At 42.8% G+C, this 15,854-nt stretch carries 9 protein-coding genes; all 9 read left to right on the top strand.

Features of this window, described 5'->3' with window-relative positions; all coding sequences use genetic code 11:
• The first annotated feature begins 288 nt into the window (after nt 1-288).
• Complete coding sequence (locus DWW23_RS25340; RefSeq protein WP_122357242.1) at nt 289-873, top strand: RNA polymerase sigma-70 factor; 585 nt, start codon at nt 289-291, stop codon at nt 871-873.
• Between the two features lie 57 nt (nt 874-930).
• Nucleotides 931-1,953 carry a FecR family protein gene (locus DWW23_RS25335; protein ID WP_122357241.1) on the top strand — a complete coding sequence of 341 codons (1,023 nt, stop codon included), beginning with the start codon at nt 931-933 and terminating at the stop codon, nt 1,951-1,953.
• Between the two features lie 250 nt (nt 1,954-2,203).
• On the top strand, nt 2,204-5,587 hold the full coding sequence (locus tag DWW23_RS25330; protein WP_233564457.1) for a TonB-dependent receptor: 3,384 nt from the start codon (nt 2,204-2,206) through the stop codon (nt 5,585-5,587).
• A 26-nt stretch (nt 5,588-5,613) separates the two neighbouring features.
• Nucleotides 5,614-7,149, top strand: coding sequence for a RagB/SusD family nutrient uptake outer membrane protein (locus tag DWW23_RS25325; RefSeq protein WP_122357240.1), 1,536 nt, complete (start codon nt 5,614-5,616; stop codon nt 7,147-7,149).
• An 89-nt stretch (nt 7,150-7,238) separates the two neighbouring features.
• Nucleotides 7,239-10,412, top strand: a complete 3,174-nt coding sequence (locus tag DWW23_RS25320) for a glycosyl hydrolase (RefSeq protein ID WP_158583244.1) — start codon at nt 7,239-7,241, stop codon at nt 10,410-10,412.
• 387 nt (nt 10,413-10,799) lie between these two features.
• Nucleotides 10,800-11,609: a diaminopimelate epimerase gene (dapF, locus tag DWW23_RS25315; protein WP_122357248.1), complete on the top strand. Its 810-nt coding sequence runs from the start codon at nt 10,800-10,802 to the stop codon at nt 11,607-11,609.
• A 58-nt stretch (nt 11,610-11,667) separates the two neighbouring features.
• Nucleotides 11,668-12,894: an LL-diaminopimelate aminotransferase gene (locus DWW23_RS25310; protein WP_122357238.1), complete on the top strand. Its 1,227-nt coding sequence runs from the start codon at nt 11,668-11,670 to the stop codon at nt 12,892-12,894.
• 302 nt (nt 12,895-13,196) lie between these two features.
• Entirely contained in the window at nt 13,197-15,383 is a 2,187-nt protein-coding gene (locus DWW23_RS25305; RefSeq protein ID WP_122357237.1) for a glutamine synthetase III, read from the top strand.
• A gap of 134 nt (nt 15,384-15,517) precedes the next feature.
• The gene (locus DWW23_RS25300; RefSeq protein ID WP_122357236.1) at nt 15,518-15,775 is read left to right on the top strand and encodes a hypothetical protein; all 258 of its coding nucleotides are present in this window, start codon (nt 15,518-15,520) and stop codon (nt 15,773-15,775) included.
• Nucleotides 15,776-15,854 lie beyond the last annotated feature (79 nt).

Below are 15,854 nucleotides of genomic sequence, written 5' to 3'. Positions count from 1 at the left end.
AAAACAGGAATATAGTAAGATAAGAAAAAAGAATTCACACCCTAGTTCTTGAAGAACTATGAATAAACGAATACGGTAATTTGCTTATAATATGCCTGTTAGATATAGTCAAAAGTTTATTAACCACTATTATGGATGTATATGTTATTATTAACACACAAAAAATGAACTCTGATTATTACACAATTAACAACCACGAATAGTAAAATAAATTATATTTGTACCCTTGAAATGCATAAGTTCTTCAAGAACTACACACAATAGTAAAGGAGAAAGAGTTCTATTGCGATGGACAATACAAAGGAAAAGGAGATTAATATAATTGATAATTTATTTTGGAAAATTGCTATTAAAGATGACGAAACTGCATTCCGTACTCTTTTTTTTCAATTTTTCTCCCCTTTGTGTGTCTTTGCCCACCGATACATAGATAATTGGGAAACCTGTGAAGATATTGTACAGGATACTTTTTTTAAAATATGGAAAAACAGGAAAAACATAGAAATAAACACCTCTAGTCGAAACTTTCTTATTACCAGTGTCAGAAATGGCTGTATAGACAATCTAAGAAAAAAAGAATCGGAACTGGACTGGCAACAAAAAGAGTCGATCTCTGTCCAAAGCTATTCATCCGAAGATATATACACAACCATTGAGCTGGAGCAAATGCTAAATGCCGCATTGTCCAAACTCCCGGAAAATATCCGGAGCGTTTTTGAAAAGAATAGATTCGGAGGAAAAACATACAACGAAATCGCTATCGAACACAATATTTCCATAAAAACAGTAGAAGCTCATATGACGAAAGCTCTAAAACACCTGAGGGTGGAACTGAAGGATTATCTGCCATTGCTACTACTCTTTATCCATTAACACATTTTAATATAGGGTAATTGATGGACCTATACGTCTAATACAAAAATCATAAAAGTGGAAATAAACACAGAACATATTATAGCGTATCTGGAAAATCGTTTATCAGCAGAAGAAAAGGAGATTTTCGATCATTTAATACAGGATTCCCCTGAATTAAAAAAAGAAGTCGATGATTTACGTTTTATCCTTCAAAGGGCTGATGATCTGAATCTCCAAAGACAAATCGATCCGACCGCACACTGGAAAAAAGTATCCAGACGGATCGCTTTTGAAAGTTATAAAAATAAAGCCTGGAGACTACTCCGTTCCAGTGCTGCTGTTTTATTAATCCCTGCATTGATTACGAGTTATATCCTATATAACACATTAAATGAATGGAATAACAAGCCTATAGAACAATTAGAGGTCACATCTGCCTACGGATTAGTATCAAAAGTAACATTATCTGACGGATCTGAAGTCTGGTTGAACTCCGGTTCCCGCCTCTCCTTCCCGGAAAGATTTACCGGAAAAGAGAGAAATGTTTCATTATCCGGAGAAGCCTATTTTAAAGTTTCCTCCGATAAAGAAAACCGGTTTAACGTTACTATCCCGGGCAACCTGGTAGTCAGTGCCTACGGTACAGAGTTCAATATCAACGCATACGAAGAAGACAAAAATATTGAAACAACTTTAGCCAAGGGCCATGTCGATGTATCGGAAATCGATCAACCCTCCTTCAGGACATTGCATCCGGGGCAACAGGTAACCTTTAATAAAGAAACCAACAAGATGGATGTTGCTGATGCCAACCTATTGGTCACCACTTCATGGAAAGACGGAAAAATGATTTTCCGCCGGGCTAGTATGGCTGAAATCATCCGGCGTTTATCCCGCCATTTCAACGTTGATATAAAACTGGAAGGAAAAGAAATATACAATTATGAATATTCCGCAACTTTCACGACTGAATCATTAAGCAATATACTACAACTATTAGAAAAGACAGCACCTATCAAATGCCGGATCATAGAGCCTGAACAAAGTGATGACTATTCATATTCAAGGCGAACAGTCATTATACGATCATTAAAATAAAAAAAATCACTTTTTTCATAGGGGGTTTGAAAGGTAGTACGTCTAATATACAAAAGCGAACTGGTATTAATTATTTGTTAACTTAAAAAATAAATTATGACATGAAAACGTAAAGACAAAAACGGGAAAATGCTGACTACATTTCCCCGCTTATTCCAAATTCATTACCTATCCGAAAATCTCACCTGACGAATGGTAATCGTTTAATTAAGTTATTTATAAACCTAATCAATTTAGACAATGTGAAATTATGAAGAATTTGTCAAAACAAAAAGGTTTTAAGTCTAATTTTGACTTATTACCAAAAATTCCAATGCGTATGCGGATCGCTTCTCTTTTTCTCGCAGGCTTTTTATTTCAAGCCAACGCTGAAGCTTTATATTCCCAATCTGCACTTGTATCCCTGAAAATGGAAAATGCAACAGTGGAAGAAGTATTGAATAAGATTGAAGAAAAGTCTGATTTCTATTTCTTATACAATAGCAAACTGGTAAACGTTGACCGTAAAGTATCTGTTTCTGTTAACGGAAATAGTATAGAAACTATCCTACATTATTTATTCGATGGGACTGATGTCGATTATAAGGTAAGTAACAGACAGATCATATTAAGCCGAAAAGAAGATACAACAAATACTATTACAGGCCAACATGGAAAAATCATTACAGGAACGGTTATCGACGCCACCGGTTACCCCGTGATCGGAGCCAATGTGGTGATCAAAGGTACGACCAACGGAACCGTTACCGATGCGGATGGTAAATTCTCCTTACAGGTCTCGGAAGGAGATATCCTTGAGGTTTCTTTTATCGGATATTTATCGTATGAGACAAAGGTAAGTAGTGCCAATCAATACTCAGTGACATTAAAAGAAGACAGCCAGAAACTGGACGAAATCGTTGTCGTAAGTTATGGTACCCAGAAAAAAAGGGAATTGACGGGAGCCGTAAGTACGATGAAAGCAGATGATTTTGCCGATGTACCGGTAGCACAGCTCTCACAGAAAGTTCAGGGACAGATCCCTGGCGTACAAGTCGTTCAGCAATCGGGTATTCCTGGTCAGGGAATGGCATTCAGAATCCGTGGTGCAGCATCCATCAACAACTCCAGCCAACCGCTGATTGTAGTCGACGGAATGCCTATATCAACAGGTCTGAATAATCTGAACCCCGATGATATCGAAAGCTTCACCGTCCTGAAGGATGCGGCAGCTTCCTCTCTTTATGGCTCCAGGGCAGCTAACGGTGTTGTTCTTATTACGACCAAAAAAGCCAAACAAGGACGTACTGAAGTTACTTTAAACACCTATTTCGGAGTTCAGACACTTAAAGGACTGAGTGATTTTGATAATTTCGATATGATGGATGCCAGAGAATTCGCACAATATAAGAAAGAATGGTACGAAGATAAAGCCAAATACGAAGGCTATACCGACGGAGTTCCGGAAATGTACCAGCATCCCGAACAATATGGAAAAGGCACAAACTGGTATGAAGAAGTGACACGCTCGGCAGCTACAATACAAAATTACACGTTGAACGTAAGTGGCAGCAAAGATAAATTCAATACGAATATATCTCTCGGCTATTTCAAACAGGAAGGTTTGGTTGTTAATTCCAATTTTGAACGTTTCACTTTCAGAGCGAACAATGACTATCAGGTAAATGATAAGATCCGATTAGGATTGAATATATCTCCGATGGTTCAGAATTATACTAATGCGAATACGGACGGTCAACGACAAATATTAAGTGCCTCTCTTTCGGCTGACCCTTGCGTAAGTCCTTATGATGAAAACGGAGACCTTACTATCGCGATCAACTCGCCGGGAATGTTCGGACAGCCGAACTGGAAACGTTATGCAAATGAAAGACTTAATAATTACAGGATATATACAATCCTGGCAAATGCTTTTGCTGACGTGGATATTTACGCCGGAATAAAATATAAATTCCAGATCAGTGCAGACTTAGGTTCCCGCCGCTTCAGAGAATGGACCCCGTCGACTTCACAAGGGTCGTGGGTACAGGCACCGCCTAATAAAGCTTATAGTCAGCATAACTCGGAACAATATTATACATGGACAGCTGAAAACCTGCTGACATATGCTAAAGAGATCGCAGATCATAAGTTTGACCTTATGGCTGGTTATTCCGCTCAGAAATTTGTTTCCGAGTACGGTAATCTGAACGGAACTGATTTCGGAGACGATGATATCCCCTGGATAAGTGCCGCTGCTACTAAAGGAGGAAGTGCCGGTATCGATGAATGGGCTCTGGCTTCAATAATCGGACGTGTCAATTACAGCTTTAAAGACAGATATTTCTTACAGGCCAATATCCGTCGTGACGGTTGTTCCCGTTTTGGTGTAAACAACCGGTGGGCTACATTCCCTTCTGTTTCCGCAGGTTGGGTTTTCTCGGATGAATCTTTCATGAGTCATGTAAATAATGTAATGAATTATGCGAAGGTCAAAGCTAGCTACGGTGTCACTGGTAACTACAATATCGGCAACTATGACCATTGGTCTACAGTAGGAGTCGGCAACTATATTTTAGGAAATACATTGGTACCCGGTAAAGGTATTACAGCTATAGGTAACAGCGGTTTGACCTGGGAAGAAACGGATCAATGGGATATTGGCTTGGAATTGGGTTTCCTGAATGACCGTATCTTTATGACATACGACTTCTATAACAAATTCACAGACGGAATGCTTTACCAAATAGATATGCCCTGGTCTACCGGCTTTGACAATATCAAAGCAAATATCGGTAAATTCCGTGCATGGGGTCATGAACTATCTATCGAGTCCAGAAACCTTATCGGCAATTTCAAATGGAAAACAAATCTGAATCTGACCATTCCCAGAAATGAGGTGAAAGCCCTCGGCCCCAACAACGTGCCAATCGGTGGATACGATGTTGCTGAAGACTGGAACCGTCTGGAAGTAGGCCAACCTATCGGTATAATCATGGGATATGTTTTCGACGGCGTTTATATGACACAGGAAGAATTTAATTCGCAGCCCAAACACGTAACATCCGTTGTCGGATCGGCACGCATGAAAGATACAAACAATGATGGTGTGATCGATATCTATGACCGTGTTAAAATTGCAGATCCTAATCCGAGTGTATTATTTGGTATTACCAACGAATTTTCATGGAAGGATTTTGACTTAAGCATTTTCTTACAAGGACAAATCGGAGGTGATGTTGTTGCCGGTATATATGAAAACTGTTGGAATCTCGATGGTGTATTCAATGTATCGAAAGATGTAAAAGATCGTTGGAGATCTGAAGAAAATCCGGGTAACGGTAAAATCCCCCGTACTTACGGTCCTTCAACAGAACTTTTCCGTAGTTATCATACGGGAATGGTCTATGACGCATCTTATATATCGCTCCGCAATGTAACACTCGGATATAATATACCTATTAAAAAGAATGCATACATATCAAAAATACGGCCTTATATTTCCGGACAGAATCTGGCTATAATAAAAGCCTATCCGGGAACCAACCCAGAGGCAAGTAGTAGCAGTAGTCTAAGTTGGAGAGGATTAGGTATAGACAGAACAAACTATCCGATACCAAGAACATTTACTATTGGCTGTAATATTACATTTTAAGTTGTATCGTATAAAAAGTATCAGACATGAAAAAAATATTTATAATATGTTTTGCAGCAGCGCTGTTAAATACTGCATGTTCCAGTAGTTTTTTAGATATTCCGCCACAAAGCTCTTCGACAGAAGGCAGTTTCTTTAAAACAGAGGATCATTTCACACAAGCCATAAATAATACTTACGCAAGTTTGCGTGAACTTTATAATGATAAAGGTTGGTCTATGTCGGAAATGAGATCCGATAATACTCATTATACCAGATATGAAGCAGGAAGAGGATATCCCACAACCGATAAAGAGAATATCGCCGACTTCCTGGTTGCTATAGAAAATACGTATGTACGTGACATGTGGAAATCTTGCTACACAAGCATATCTAAAGCAAATACAGTGATAGACAGAATTGAAACAAAGAATTTCTCTGAAGATTTCACAAAGAAAACATTGGGGCAAGCTAAATTCATCAGAGCATTCGTCTATTTCCAATTAGTTCAGTACTTCGGAGGTGTGCCGTTGCAATTACATGAAGTAACGAGCGCTGAAAATAATGATTTGCCACGTTCTTCTGTCGAGGATGTATATGCACAGATAATTACAGATGTCAAAGAGGCTATCGACTACTTAAAACCTGTAAGCTTTCCTCAGGACGGGTCTGCAACTCAGGGAGCCGCCAAGACGTTATACGCCTATGTCTTGATGACCAAACCTGATCGTGATTATGCTGAAGCAGAAAGACAATTGCTGGACGTTACAAAAATGGGATATGATCTTGAAACTGAATTTGCAGATGTATTCGATACCGGTAAGAAAAACGGAAAAGAACATATTTTCTCTATCCAATATCAGCAGGGAGATCAGGGACAACAAAGTAGTTGGCTGTACATTTTCTTACCGAGAACAGCTAATGCTGATGTTGCAACAGGAGTGCAAGGAAGTAACTTAGTAGAAAATTCCGGCTGGAATGTTCCTACATCTGAAACGATCAATCTTTTCTCTGATAAAGACAAGCGTCGTGATGTGTCTATAGGAATAGCTGTCTGCAACGATAACGACATGTACACTAAAATCGATAATTGGTTTTATGTCGGAGATCCGGAGATAGCAAACTATAAGTTAGCCCTTCCTTTTATCCGGAAATATCAACATGCACATGCCAAACTTCGTAATATGGATGATAACTGGCCAGTATACCGGTATTCAGATGTATTGTTACTGTTAGCAGAATGCGCTGTAGAACAAGGGAAACCGAATGAAGCCAATAAATACTTAAACCGTGTACGTGAAAGAGCAGGTTTAGAAGCATACAATGGTGTTGTTACAGCAGATATAGTTGCTAATGAGAGAAGAATGGAGCTTGCTTTTGAAAACCACCGTTGGTTTGACCTGATCAGAACAGGCAAAGCGCTTGAAGTTATGAAAGCGTATGGTGAATACATCAAAAAAGAAGACGTTGGTTTACCAGCTAACACTTATAATATCAAACCCGGGTATCTGTTATACCCCATTCCTTTCCAGGAAATGGAACGTAATAAGAATCTGACACAAAATGAAGGCTATCTGAAGTAGTTCTTTCTAATAAACAATTAAATTCCGGAATATAGATCTACTTTATATTTCGGAATTTATTTTTAATCACAAACATTAAAATGATCAGAATGAAGAATGTATTTTTTATTTTGCTGATATTATCGACGAATATCCTGTTCAATGCGTGTAAAGAGGAAAGCGATACCGTCTTTGAAGAAGCATTCGACAATCCGCCCGAATCAACGAAACCCTGGGTTTATTGGTACTGGATCAGTGATAATATATCGAAAGAGGGCATTACACGCGATTTGGAAATGATGGCCAAAGTCGGCATCGGTGAAGCCCTTATCGGCAACGTTGTCGACCCGGGGAATCCCTGGGGGAAAGTGAAAGTTCTCAGCGAGGAATGGTGGAGTTGCGTAGAGCACGCCATCAAAGAAGCAGACAGGCTCGGTATCAAAGTCGGTATGTTCAACGGACCCGGATGGAGCATGTCCGGAGGTCCCTGGGTACAACCTGAAGAAGCGATGCGTTATCTCACTTCGTCTGAAACCAGGGTTACAGGCGGAAAGAAGATAGAGATTCAATTGGAACAACCGGCAGACTTCTTCCAACAGGTTTCCGTACAGGCTTTTCCGGCTCCCAAGGATGATCAGGGGCACATAACTGCCGCCATGGCAGAGATACATGCTGACCAGCCAGGAGTAAAAGCCATGTTCGACGGAAACAGGAAAACGGCATTCAAAGCCGATAAATATCCTGTCATCATCGATATCCATACCAAAGAACCTTATACGGCACGAAGCATCGAATTCGTTCCCGTGGAAAGCGGTATCGGAGCAAACTTCAAATTGCAGATCAAACAAGGCGAAGGCGATTACAAAACCATTGCCCGCCGCGATGTTGCCCGCACAAGGTTGGATGCCAATATGGGCGGTATGACATTCGGACCTGCTACAGAAAGTTTCGACGCTGTTACGGCTTCCGATTTCCGGATAATCATAGACGGCTATTATGGCGGACATATCGGAGAAATTGAAATATCAGGAGCCGCCAGATTATCCCATTTTGTAGAAAAGCAGTTAGGGCGGTTAAGCGATATCCCGCAGGTGAAAGCCGATACTTATATGTGGAACAAATCGGCCGAACCGGAAAATGATGAGCTGAAAATAAGTGCCGGTGCAATCATCGATATCACCGGTAATGTGGATGAAAAGGGTGTTTTAAGATGGGAGGCTCCGGAAGGGGAATGGATCGTTTTAAGAACGGGAATGGCACTTACCGGAACACAGAACGCACCGGCTTCTCCCGAAAGTACAGGTTATGAAATAGATAAAATGAGTAAAGCTGCAGCGGCCAAACATTTCGATGCTTATGTCGGTGAGATCATACGCCGCATTCCGGCTGAACAGCGCAAAGGTTTCAGGCACGTTGTGGCGGACAGCTACGAACAAGGTTCAGAAACATGGACGGAAGGTTTCGGCGAACTGTTTGAGAAAGAATACGGATACAGTCCATATCCATGGATGCCCGTATTAACCGGGCGTATCGTAGAGAGCGCCGAACGTTCCGACCGCTTTTTGTGGGATCTGCGACGGTTGGTTGCCGATCGCATAGCTATTGATTATGTCGGAGGACTCCATGATAAATGTGAAGAGAACGGATTACGCCTTTGGCTGGAGAATTACGGACACTGGGGATTCCCTGCCGAGTTTCTGAATTATGGCGGTGCAAGCCATGACGTCGGCGGAGAGTTCTGGATAAGCGATCCAAGCCTGGGAGCCGTTGAATGCCGTTGTGCCTCATCGGCTGCCAATACATACGGGAAACCGTTCACCTCAGCCGAAGCCTTTACCTCTTCCTGGTCGTTCAACCTGACTCCGCGGGATATGAAGAAGATGGGAGACTGGTCCTGGACAGAAGGGATAAACCATTTTGTATTACATGTGTATATCCACCAGGCCTATGAAGAAAAGCCGGGTATTAATGCCTGGTTCGGTATGGACTTCAACCGGCACAGCAACTGGTTCCCGCACTCCGGCTCCTATTTCGATTATGTACGCAGGTCGACTGCCATTTTACAAACCGGAAAGCATGTGGCGGATGTTGCGTATTTTATCGGGGAAGATGCCCCCAAAATGACAGGTGAGAAAAACCCGTCTCTGCCTCGTGGCTATGACTATGACTTCATTAACAGTGAAGTTCTACATAAATATGCGGATGTTAAGGATGGCAAACTGGTACTGAAATCCGGCATGTCCTACAGGTTGCTTGTTTTACCCAACCAACAGACCATGCGTCCTGAAATGTTGGAAAAGATAGCGGAACTCGTTAAAAACGGATTGGTTGTCTTAGGTCCCAAACCCCTATCCTCTCCCAGCGGCAAAGATTATCCTTCCACAGATAACAGGGTTGCTTCCCTGGCAAACGAATTATGGGGGAACGGCGAACAGGCACACAAGTATGGCAAAGGAATGGTTCTTTCCAATATGGATATCAATGAAGCGGCAGAATTATTGGATATGAAACCGGATATGGTCATGCCGGAAGGTTTCTTATTCACGCACAGAAGTACAGGTAATTCGGATGCCTACTTTATTACCAATCAGAAAGATGACAAGAACAAGGGTGAGTTCGGTTTCAGGGTTACAGGAAAACAGCCTGAACTATGGAATGCTGTTACCGGAGAAAAGCACGACCTATACGAATTCAGGGAAGAGAACGGTTTTACCTATATCCCTCTTGAGTTCGACCAGTCAGACTCCTGGTTTATCGTATTCCGTAAAGGGATAGAAAAGAAGAAAGACAGACCGAACTTCCCTGAAAAAACGACTATGCAAACACTAAAAGGGGATTGGAAAGTCAAATTTGAAGCAGCAAATGACACCATCGAAAGTATCATCCTGCCGGAATTAAAAGACCTGACAACCTTCGATAATCCTTCCATCAAATATTTCACGGGAGTTGCAACCTATTCAAATGAATTTGAATATGCCGAAGAGCCGACTTCTCCTGTATGGATTGATCTGGGAAAGGTTGAAGCGATGGCACAGGTCACGATCAACGGACATGAACTGCCTTATCTCTGGAGATATCCTTACTCCATAGAAATCTCCGATTTTCTTGTGAAAGGCACCAACAGGATTGAAGTGGATATCGTAAACACATGGTGGAACCGTCTTGTCGGTGACAAGCAACCCAACAGCAAACAACATGCTTCTGCAACAGTCTGCAGATGGAATGCTGAAAGTAAATTGTTGCCGGCTGGATTGGTAGGTCCCGTTACTATAAAAAAGGAATAAGCAAACTTTTCCAGTAAAGATTCGGATAAATCGCCGAATCTCATTTTACAAAAAGACGCCATTTTGAACGATTCACTTACTTTTCGTTCAGAATGGCGTCTCTTTTATCTCCTTTCATTGACAAATAGTCATACTTGCCAGGAATAACAAGTCTCCTTTTAACGATATTTCAGCAAGTTTTCACTTACACCAACTTACAATATACTCCTATTTTCTGTTATATAGTTATAATTCATAACAAACAAAGGGGATTATTAAAACAATTTATCACCACACGTAGTTTTATAGAACATTTAGATGCACTTACTGCATATAAAATATCAAAACGTCGTATATTTGCATTATAACAAAACAAAAAGAAATACCAAAAGGAGTAAAACAATCGAAATGACAAATCCAATTAGATTCACAAAGATGCACGGGGCCGGTAACGACTACATATACATAAACTCGATGGCTTATCCGCTGGAAAATCCGGAAGAGCTGGCCATTAAGTTGAGTGCACTGCATACAGGTATCGGATCAGATGGATTGGTTTTAATCGGTTCATCGGAAAAAGCCGATTTCAGCATGCGGATATTCAATGCCGACGGCTCCGAAGCCATGATGTGCGGAAACGCTTCCCGTTGTATAGGTAAATATGTTTACGAAGCAGGACTAACCGACAAAGAGACAGTCACACTGGAAACATTATCAGGCATCAAGATTCTGCAACTAATAGTTTCCAACGGCACCGTAACCGAAGTAACGGTCGATATGGGAACCCCGGAAATAATTGAACCATCCATTGAACTGGATGCCGACGGACAAACGTATACCGGCACTATCCTGTCGATGGGAAACCCTCACCTGGTTATTTTTGTTACTAATATAAACGATATCGACTTGTCGGCTATCGGACCTAAGCTGGAATGTCATCCCCTCTTCCCCGACCGGACAAATGTTGAGTTTGTACAGGTTTTGAAAGACGATGAAGTCCGGATGAGGGTATGGGAACGGGGATCAGGGATTACCCAGGCTTGCGGAACAGGTGCTTGTGCAACCGCCGTCGCAGGAGTCGTATGCGGTAAGACCCAACGTAAAACAAAAGTGATCATGGACGGTGGACCGCTCACCATCCACTGGGATAAAGACAATGGAAAAGTCTATATGACCGGAGGAGCAGTCACCGTATTTGAAGGGACAATAGAAGTATAACAAAAAGACAGGCGCCCCCTGTCTCCACAAGACAACAACATAAAACAACAGAACGAATATGGCACTGATTAACGAACACTTCCTGAAACTACAGAACAGTTACTTATTTTCAGACATTGCGAAAAAAGTAAACAGTTTCAAGATAACGCACCCTAAAGACAAAATAATCCGCATGGGAATCGGTGATGTAACACAACCGCTGGCACCAGCCGTTATCGAAGCGATGCACAAAGCCGTCGACGACCTGGCAACCCAGGAGAATTTCCACGGCTATGGTCCCGAACAGGGTTATCCTTTCCTGATCGACGCTATCATCAAGAATGATTATGCCAGCCGAGGGATATTTCTGGAGCCGGGCGAAGTTTTCGTCAGTGACGGTGCCAAAAGCGATTGCGGAAATATAGGCGATATTCTCCGCCACGATAATAGTATCGGGGTACTCGATCCGGTCTACCCCGTCTATATAGATTCCAACGTCATGAGCGGACGTACCGGAGTATTGGAAAACGGAAAATGGAGCGATGTCGTTTATATTCCCTGCACGGAAGAAAACGATTTCATTCCCGAACTTCCGAGCCGCCGGGTAGATATCCTCTATCTCTGCTACCCCAACAACCCGACAGGCACAAGCCTGACAAAAGACGAGTTGAAGAAATGGGTAAACTACGCGCTGGCAAACGATGTACTGATCATGTACGATTCAGCTTACGAAGCTTACATACAGGACCCGAACATCCCTCACTCGATCTATGAAATCAAAGGGGCGAAAAAGGTTGCCATCGAATTCCGTAGCTTCTCGAAGACCGCCGGTTTCACCGGAGTACGTTGCGGATATACGGTTGTGCCGAAAGAACTGAACGGCTTTACGTTGGGAGGCGAAAAGGTACAATTGAACAAGCTGTGGAACCGCCGTCAAACGACCAAATTCAACGGGACCAGCTACATCACCCAGCGGGGTGCCGAAGCGGTCTACTCCCCGGAAGGAAAAGAACAAGTGAAGGCTACGATCAACTATTATATGACTAACGCACGTATTATGAAAGAAGGTCTCCAGGGTTGCGGTCTGAAGGTATGGGGTGGTGAAAATGCTCCTTATCTCTGGGTAAAAGCTCCGAAAGGTCTCTCCTCCTGGAAATTCTTTGATAAGTTGCTTTACGAAGTCAATATCGTTGGGACACCGGGCGTAGGATTCGGCCCGAGTGGCGAAGGTTATCTGAGACTCACCGCCTTTGGCGACCGGGACGACACTTTGGAGGCAATGGCCAGGCTGAAGAAGTGGCTCTGAATAATTGAAAATTGAGAATTGAAAATACAGGAAGCAGGATGAAACAAAAGAGTAAACAACGTATCAATTCAGGTTATCTCATGAAAAGGACCGTATAGAGAAGCCGGCCGCTGCTTTTCGATTTTATAGAATGTTATACCGCAATGCCAAGCCCCAACTATGGCGGGTAACTCTATACTCCTTTTTATAGGGCAGCAATCCCTCCACATATGTGATTACTGCATCAGGATACGGAAAGGAAGGTTCCTCCTACCTTCCCGGAAGATAAATAATAACAAACACTTACTTTAAAATCAAATAGTATGTCAAAGTTAAGATTCAGAGTTGTAGAATCGGCCTTCAAGAAAAGAGCCACCGAAGTAGCCACCCCGGCAGAACGTCCGTCGGAATATTTCGGAAAGAACGTATTCAACCGTGAGAAGATGTTCAAATATCTTCCGGAAAAGGCTTATGCCAAATTAGTCGATTCTATCGACAACGGCACTCCTCTCGACCGGGAAACAGCCGATGCCGTAGCCGCCGGTATGAAAAAATGGGCGATCGAAATGGGAGCAACCCATTATACCCACTGGTTTCATCCTCTGACCGAAGGAACCGCCGAAAAACATGATGCTTTCGTAGAGCACGACGGTAAAGGCGGAATGGTTGAAGAATTTTCAGGAAAACTCCTGATCCAACAGGAACCGGATGCTTCCAGTTTTCCGAACGGCGGTATCCGAAATACGTTCGAGGCACGCGGCTATTCGGCCTGGGATCCTTCATCCCCAGCTTTCATCGTTGGCGATACCTTGTGTATACCGACCATCTTCATTGCTTATACCGGCGAATCGCTGGACTATAAGGCTCCCTTGCTGAAAGCATTGGAAGCCGTCAATAAAGCAGCCGTCGACGTATGCCACTATTTCAATCCGGATGTAAAGAAAGTATACGCTTATCTAGGATGGGAACAGGAATATTTCCTGGTAGACGAAGGTCTGTATGCCGCCCGTCCTGACCTGTTGCTTAGCGGTCGTACGCTGATGGGCCACGAAAGTAGCAAGAACCAGCAACTGGAAGATCACTATTTCGGTGCCATTCCTACCCGCGTCATGGAATTTATGAAAGAGTTGGAAATTGAATCCCTCAAATTGGGTATCCCATTGAAGACCCGCCACAACGAAGTAGCTCCTAACCAATTCGAACTGGCTCCTATCTTTGAAGAATGCAACCTGGCAAACGACCATAACCTGCTCGTCATGGCATTGATGCGTAAGATCAGCCGCAAGCATGGTTTCCGTGTCCTGTTGCATGAAAAGCCATTCAAAGGAGTGAACGGATCAGGTAAGCACAACAACTGGTCGCTGGGTACCGACACAGGCATCGGCTTGATGGGCCCGGGGAAGACTCCGGAGGACAACCTGCGCTTCATCACTTTCGTTGTAAATGTTTTGATGGCCGTTTATCGTCACAACGGATTACTGAAAGCGAGTATCTCCAGTGCAACCAACGCCCACCGCCTGGGAGCCAACGAAGCACCTCCCGCAATTATCTCCAGCTTCCTAGGGACCCAGTTATCACAGGTTTTAGACCATCTGGAAAAGAGTGAACCGGAGGATCTCATGCTGGCCGGTAAACAAGGAATGAAACTGGATATCGCCCGTATCCCCGAATTACTGATCGATAACACCGACCGTAACCGTACCTCCCCTTTCGCTTTCACCGGAAACCGTTTCGAATTTCGCGCCGTAGGTTCCGAAGCCAATTGTGCCTCGGCGATGCTGGCTCTGAATGCCGCAGTTGCCGAACAATTGAAGTTATTTAAAGCAGAGGTAGACGGAAAGATCGCAACCGGCAAAGACAAGTTTGCAGCCATTCTGGAAGTACTCCGCAAAGACATCAAAGAATGCAAAGCCATCCATTTCGACGGCAACGGTTATAGCGATGAATGGAAAGAAGAGGCCAAACGCCGCGGCCTGGATTGTGAAACCAGTGTTCCGGTCATTTTCGACAATTACCTGAAAGAAAGTAGCATCAAGATGTTCGAGTCGACAGGTGTCATGACCCGCAAAGAGCTGGAAGCCCGTAACGAAGTGAAATGGGAAACATACACAAAGAAGATACAGATTGAAGCCCGTGTATTAGGCGACCTGACGATGAACCATATCATCCCTATCGCCACCCGCTATCAGACTTCGCTGGTCGATAACGTTTATAAAATGAAAGATCTTTTCCCGGCAGACAAGGCATCCGTCCTTTCCGCCCGCAACCTGGAGATCATCGAAGACATCGCTTGCCGCACCAACTTCATCAAGGAAAAGGTCGACGAAATGATCGAAGCCCGTAAGGTTGCCAACAAGATCGAGAGCGAACGCGAAAAGGCCATTGCCTACCACGATACCATCGTCCCGATGCTGGAAGAGATCCGCTACCACATCGACAAACTGGAACTGGTTGTAGACGACCAGATGTGGACATTACCAAAATATCGCGAATTATTATTTATCAGATAAAAACACAATAGTTTTTTGTTGATTGTTTTGTGTTTACAAGGGAAGCATGCTGCGAAGTATAACTTCCCTTCTTTCATATTCCCAGAGAAATACATACCTTTGGAGCATCATTATATAAGAAAGGAGTTTACGTTATGACGGCAATGGAATTACAACAATGGAAAAAGAACTTCGTTGAAGATTATCTGGACGAAATAGATGATCTGGAAGTTTTGGAAAAAATCAAGAAATACGTGAAACGCGTTATGCCCAAGAAAGAGAACCCTCGTCCTTGCGTCGTTCATTCGCAAGAAGAAATGATTGCGGCTATCAGAAAATCGGAAGAAGATATAAAACACGGACGTATCATATCTAATGAGGAACTAGAAAAAGAAATAGAAACATGGTTCTAAAGAAAAATGTTCTTTATTGGACAACCGAAGCCAAAAACGACTTGAAAAATATTGCGAAGTACTATAAGAAGAATAGAAT

Origin of the sequence: Parabacteroides sp. AF14-59 (genome assembly GCF_003479515.1) — a bacterium.
GTDB lineage: Bacteria > Bacteroidota > Bacteroidia > Bacteroidales > Tannerellaceae > Parabacteroides > Parabacteroides faecis.
Note: the sequence above shows the minus strand (reverse complement) of the source record. Positions and strands in the feature narration are given on the sequence as shown.